At 72.3% G+C, this 5,597-nt stretch carries 6 protein-coding genes; 2 read left to right on the top strand and 4 right to left on the bottom strand.

Going from position 1 to position 5,597, the window contains the following annotated elements:
- Positions 1-202: 202 nt before the first annotated feature.
- Together DLJ59_RS00775 and glpX are read right to left on the bottom strand one after the other, a co-directional pair.
- Positions 203-1,174, bottom strand: a complete 972-nt coding sequence (locus DLJ59_RS00775) for a DMT family transporter (protein ID WP_124770601.1) — start codon at positions 1,172-1,174, stop codon at positions 203-205.
- Positions 1,171-2,202: a class II fructose-bisphosphatase gene (gene glpX, locus DLJ59_RS00770; protein ID WP_124770600.1), complete on the bottom strand. Its 1,032-nt coding sequence runs from the start codon at positions 2,200-2,202 to the stop codon at positions 1,171-1,173. Before glpX ends, DLJ59_RS00775 begins: the two co-directional genes overlap by 4 nt.
- Before the next feature lie 159 nt (positions 2,203-2,361).
- Between glpX and DLJ59_RS00765 the strand changes: the two genes are divergently transcribed.
- Both DLJ59_RS00765 and DLJ59_RS00760 read left to right on the top strand, forming a co-directional pair.
- Complete coding sequence (locus DLJ59_RS00765; protein WP_124770599.1) at positions 2,362-3,006, top strand: DUF4245 domain-containing protein; 645 nt, start codon at positions 2,362-2,364, stop codon at positions 3,004-3,006.
- A 207-nt stretch (positions 3,007-3,213) separates the two neighbouring features.
- On the top strand, positions 3,214-4,077 hold the full coding sequence (locus DLJ59_RS00760; RefSeq protein WP_124770598.1) for a hypothetical protein: 864 nt from the start codon (positions 3,214-3,216) through the stop codon (positions 4,075-4,077).
- Positions 4,078-4,137: 60 nt separating this feature from the next.
- Here DLJ59_RS00760 and DLJ59_RS00755 read toward each other — a convergent pair whose 3' ends face one another.
- Complete coding sequence (locus DLJ59_RS00755; RefSeq protein ID WP_030328827.1) at positions 4,138-4,359, bottom strand: exodeoxyribonuclease VII small subunit; 222 nt, start codon at positions 4,357-4,359, stop codon at positions 4,138-4,140.
- Positions 4,360-4,404: 45 nt separating this feature from the next.
- The coding region (gene xseA, locus DLJ59_RS00750) for an exodeoxyribonuclease VII large subunit (protein WP_208648509.1) at positions 4,405-5,597 on the bottom strand (1,193 nt) is incomplete at its 5' end.

The following is a 5,597-nucleotide window of genomic DNA, read 5'->3' as shown; positions in this document are numbered from 1 at the left end:
GTCGGCCAGATCCGCCAGATCGGCTGCCGTCCGGGACGCCCCCGATGTCGACAGCGCCGCCGGAGCCGTCCCATCCGGTGCTCCGGCCTTCCGTGCCGGATCCGTCAGCGGAGTCGGGGTAGGCCGATCAGGTCGTTGGGGTGGTCGAGGTACGGATCCCGGGGCCCTCCGCGCCCTGTTCCGTCGCCGGTCCGCCGACGGCTCAGCGGCGGGCCGGCGGGGCGAGCGCGGCGATCAGCACGGCCACCATGGTCAGCGCCGCCCCCAGCAGGGTGTTCACCCCGGGGTGCGAGGCCGCCGTGGGGAGGATCAGGTCCAGTAGGACGGCACCCACGACCTGCCCGGCGATGGTGGCCAGGCCGAGCAGCAGCACACCAGTGAAACGCACGATCGCGGCGGCGATCGCGATGAACACGATGCCGATCGGGCCACCCAGGTAGAGCCACGGCTCGGTCGGCAGGTGACCGCCGGGCCAGCCGCGTACGGCGATGTCGATCGCGAACGCGACGAGGAGGGTGACCGTGCCGACGGCGAAGTTGACCAGTGTGGCGGTCAACGCGCTGCCGGCCGCCGCCCGGACCCGGCCGTTGACGGCCTGCTGCCACGCGGTGCCCACCCCGGCGAGCAGGGGCAGCAGGGCCAGCGCCAGCGTGCCCGGGTCGCCGAAGCGGTCGCCGACCGCGAGGCAGACCGCCAGCACGGTGAGCACCGCACCGGCCAGCCGCTGCCGGGTGACCGGCTGCCGACCGGTCGGCCCGATGCCGGCCCGGTCCACGGCGAGGCTGCTCCCGCTCTGGCCGGCGACCACCGCCACGGTGAAGACCGCCACGCCCAACGTGCCGATGGTGAGCCCCTGGGTGGCCACCAGGAACGCCCCGCACATGCCGCCGAGGCACTGCCACGGTCGCAGGGTGCCCGTCCGCAGGGCTCGCCGCGTCGCGGCCAGCCCCCGCCGACCACCAGGGGTCGCGGGCACCAGCACCAGCAGTACCAGCAGGCCGATGCCGAAGGACACCACCGCGGCGGCGAAACCGTCGTCGAGGCGTACCCCCAGCTCGCCGTTGATGCGCGACTGCGTCGCCACCGCGACCCCGGAGGCCGACGCCAACGCGACGCCGGTGATCCGACGGGCGGCCGTCAGGGTCTGCGGGGTCGCAGTGTCGACGACTGTCACTCCTGCTCGGCCAGCGGGCGACCGTCGAAGTCGACAGCGGAGTAGAGCGCCAGCTTCTCCAGCCGGTGGTACGAGTCGATCACCCGGATGGTGCCGCTCTTCGAGCGCATCACGATCGACTGGGTGTACGCGCCGCCCGCCCGGTAACGCACGCCGCGCAGCAGGTCGCCGGAGGTGACCCCGGTCGCCACGAAGAAGCAGTTGTCGCCAGTGACAAGATCATCGGTGCCCAGCACCCGGTCCAGGTCGTGCCCGGCGGCGATCGCCTTCTCCCGCTCCTGCTCGTCGCGCGGCCACAGTTTGGCCTGCATCGCACCGCCCATGCACTTCAGCGCGCACGCGGAGATGATGCCCTCCGGGGTGCCGCCGATGCCCATCAGCACGTCGACGTCCGACTCGCCCCGGGCAGCCGCGATGGAGCCCGCGATGTCGCCGTCGGAGATGAACCGGATGCCCGCCCCGGTCCGGCGGATCTGGGTGACCAGGTCGTCGTGGCGGCTGCGGTCCAGCACGCAGACCGTCACCTCGGAGACGTCCGTGCCCTTGACCTTGGCGATCCGGCGCAGGTTCTCCGCCACCCCGGCGTTGATGTCGATCACGTCGGCGTACGCCGGCCCGACGGCGAGCTTCTCCATGTAGAACACGGCGCTGGGGTCGAACATCGCACCCCGCTCGCAGACGGCGAGCACCGCCACGGCGTTCGGCATGCCCTTGCTCATCAGGGTGGTGCCGTCCACCGGGTCGACGGCGACGTCCACCTCCGGGCCCGTGCCGTCGCCGACGTGTTCGCCGTTGAAGAGCATCGGGGCGTTGTCCTTCTCGCCCTCGCCGATCACCACCACACCGCGCATCTGGATCGAGTTGATCAGTTTGCGCATCGCGTCGACCGCGGCCCCGTCGCCGCCCTCCTTGTCACCGCGACCAACCCACCGGCCGGCGGCCATCGCCGCGGCCTCGGTGACCCGGACCAGGTCGAGGGCAAGGTTTCGGTCGAGATCCTGTGGGATCCGCGTCCTGGTGTTCGTCATGACGGCTACTCCTCCTCGCGACGGTGCGGGGACGACCGGTGGCGGGGAGGCCCCCACTGCCGGCTTTGTCGCTGATCCTCACACGATGGCCGACGGGCCGCTGGCGCGGGGCGGTGATGGCCCGGATACCGCCGGTCGGGCGGCTGCGAAGATAACGGGGTGGAACCCGCACAGCCAGCCGACCGCGTACCCGCCGACAGCACGCCGCCCGACGGTCAGCCGCCGGCCGACGTCCCCGCCGGTCGCGGTGGTGAGCCCGCCGCGACCGCTCCGACCCCACCACCGGTGGTGGCCGGCAAGTCCGAGCGGTCGCCGAAGGACATGGCGATCTCGCTGCTGGTGCTGCTCGTCCCGATCGCGATCCTGCTCGCGTTCTACCGGGGATTCCTCGGCGGCGACCAGGCCACGGCCGTCGATCCGGCGCCCGCGATCGAGCAGGCCCGGTCGGCGAACGTCTTTCCGGTGAGCCAGCCGCAGGGGCTCGGCTCCGACTGGACGACGGTCAGCGCCCGCTACCAAACCGTCGAGGACGGTGCGAACCTGCGACTCGGCTACGTCACCCCGGAAGGGCGGGGCGTCCAACTGCTGCAGAGCAGCGTTCCGGCCGATCGTCTGCTCCCCGCCGAGCTGACCAGTCAGGGGCAGCCGCAGGGCCCCACCGAGCTGACCGGGCGCACCTGGCAGCTCTACACGGCCCGGGGAAACCAGCAGGCTCTGGTCCTGCTGGAGCCGACCCGCACGGTGATCGTGGTCGGCGACGCCCGGGACAACGAACTCCGCGAACTGGCCGGCTCGCTGCGCTGACCGGACCGCTGATCGGTGGTCGCGCCGGCGTCGAATCTGGGCAACCAGCCCGAAGGGTGATTGTCCGACGCGTCGACAGGGAAGAAGGAAGGGGTGATCCGGGCGCGCTGCTCGGCCCGGATCGCGCGACGCAGCCGACGGTGCTGCTGCGTCGCCGGAGTTTCCGGCGCCGTCCAGGTCGTCGGGTGACCCCCTTGGGAGACACATATGACTGTTCGACGACTCGGCGCCGGCCTGGTAGCCGCCGCTCTGATCGCGCCCGCACTGGCCGCCTGCGCCAGCGGAACCGGCACCACCGGATCGACGCCGTCCCCGACGGTGACAGCGCTCGGCACGGCGAGCCCGTCCGGCACTGCGGGCCCCTCCGGCGCCCCGGTTGCGGGCGACGCCAAGCAGGCCCTGCTCGACTCCACCAAGGAGATCAGCAACGGGAACTTCCGGTTCACGCTGGCCGGCGTCGGCTCGACGGCGGAAGGGCTGGTGCACCAGCCGAGCCAGAGCGCGGCCATGAAGATCTCGATCGGTGGCCCCTCGTCCGACCTGGCGATGAAGCTCGACGTGATCCACTACAAGCCGGACAGCTGGGTCAAGCTGGAGCTGACCGGCCCCACCGCCAACAGCCTGCCCGCCATCAAGCAGCTCAACCTCGGCAAGTACCAGCACCTGGACCAGAACCGGATCAAGGGCAACCGCAACCTCGGCTTCGACTTCGAGAAGGTCGACCCGGCCGGCAGCGCGGTGCTCACCCAGGGCATCACCGAGGTCCGCAGCACCGGCACCGGCGCGTACGCCGGCACCATCGACGTCACCAAGGCCGCCGAGGCGGGCTCGTTGAACGCCGCCACGATCGCCGCGCTGGGCACCCAGGCGAAGACCGTCCCGTTCACCGCGAAGGTGGACCCGCAGGGCCGGCTCAGTGAGCTGGTGCTGCAACTGCCGGCCGCCGGGCAGACCGCCGCCCAGGAGATCAAGATGACGTACTCCGACTACGGTGCCGCCACCGCCGCGCAGAAGCCGCCGGCGGACCAGGTCGTCGAGGCGCCGGCCGAGTTGTACAGCCTGTTCAACTGACGTACCCGGGTGGGGCGGCTCCGGCCGCCCCACCGGCGGTTCGAGTCGCCCCGGCCACGGTCAGGAAGCCGGCTCCTGCCGGGCAGCGTCGATCCGCGCCCGCGCACCATCCAGCCAGCGTTGACAGATCACCGCCAGCGCCTCGCCGCGCTCCCAGAGCGCCAACGACTCCTCCAGGGACGTGCCGCCGGCTTCCAACCGCTCCACCACCGAGGCCAGCTCGGCGCGGGCCTGCTCGTAACTGAGCCGCTCGTCCGGCCCGGCCTTCGTGTCGTCAGTCATCGCGTCCATCTCAGCACACCGCTCCCCGCCGCGCCGCGTCGCCACTCAGCCATCGACCGTGGCGGCCAACTCGCCGTCGGCCAGTCGTACCCGCAGCGGGTCGCCCTTGCCGACCTGCGCCGCCGCGCGGACCACCTGGCCGTCCGCGCGCTGCACTATCGCGTACCCCCGGTCGAGGGTGGCGGCGGGGGAGAGAGCGCGCAGCCGCGCGAGGGTGTGCCGCAGGTCATCCTCGGCGGCGGCGAGCCGGTGCTCCAGGCAACGACCGGCCCGCTGCCGCAACGCGCTCAGCTCGGTCGCCCGATGCTCCACCATCACCTGGGGCCGGGCCAGCACCGGCCGGGAACGCAGCCCGTCGAGCCGGTGCGTCTCCCGGTCGACCAGGTTGCGCACCGCCCGTTCGAGGCGGTGCCGGGCCTGACCGATGAGGCGTACCTCCTCGGTGAGGTCGGGGACGACCCGCTTGGCCGCGTCGGTCGGGGTGGAGGCGCGGACGTCGGCGACGTAGTCGATCAGTGGCGCGTCCGTCTCGTGGCCGATCGCGCTGACCACCGGCGTACGACAGCCGAACACCGCGCGGCAGAGCGCCTCGTCGGAGAACGGCAGCAGGTCCTCGATGCCGCCGCCACCCCGGGCGATGATGATCACGTCGATGCTCGGGTCGGCGTCCAGCACCTTGAGCGCGTCGATGATCTGCGGCACCGCGGACGGCCCCTGCACGGCCACGTTGATCGTCCGGAACTCGACCGCCGGCCACCGCCGTCGGGCATTGGTCAGCACGTCCCGTTCCGCCGCCGACGCGCGACCGGTGATGAGCCCGATGCGGCCGGGCAGGAACGGCAGTCGACGCTTGCGGGCACGGTCGAAGAGCCCTTCGGCGGCGAGCAGCTTCTTGAGCTTTTCCAGCCGGGCCAGCAACTCCCCGAGCCCCACCTGGCGGATCTCGTCGGCTCGCAGGCTCAGCGTGCCCCGGGCGGCGTAGAACTCCGGCTTGGCGTGCAGGACCACACGGGCGCCCTCACGCAGTTCCGGTGCCCCGGCGTCCAGGACGTCCCGATTGGTGGTGACGGTCAGGCTCAGGTCGGCCGACGGGTCGCGCAGGGTGAGGAAGACGGTGCTGGCTCCGGGCCGCCGACTGATCTGCGCCACCTGCCCGTCCACCCAGACCCAGCCCAGCTTGGCGATCCAGGCCCCGACCTTCTGGCTGACCACCCGTACCGGCCAGGGCTCCTCGGCGC

Origin of the sequence: Micromonospora inaquosa (genome assembly GCF_003857055.1) — a bacterium.
Lineage (GTDB): Bacteria > Actinomycetota > Actinomycetes > Mycobacteriales > Micromonosporaceae > Micromonospora > Micromonospora inaquosa.
The sequence above is the reverse complement of the archived record's forward strand: the minus strand, read 5'-3'. Positions and strand labels throughout refer to the sequence as shown.

What these genes read in the sequence shown, in the direction of transcription:
- DLJ59_RS00755 (WP_030328827.1), bottom strand. Translation starts at nt 4,359, where the DNA reads ATGACTGACGACACGAAGGCCGGGCCGGACGAGCGGCTCAGTTACGAG.
- DLJ59_RS00760 (WP_124770598.1), top strand. Translation starts at nt 3,214, where the DNA reads ATGACTGTTCGACGACTCGGCGCCGGCCTGGTAGCCGCCGCTCTGATC.
- glpX (WP_124770600.1), bottom strand. Translation starts at nt 2,202, where the DNA reads ATGACGAACACCAGGACGCGGATCCCACAGGATCTCGACCGAAACCTT.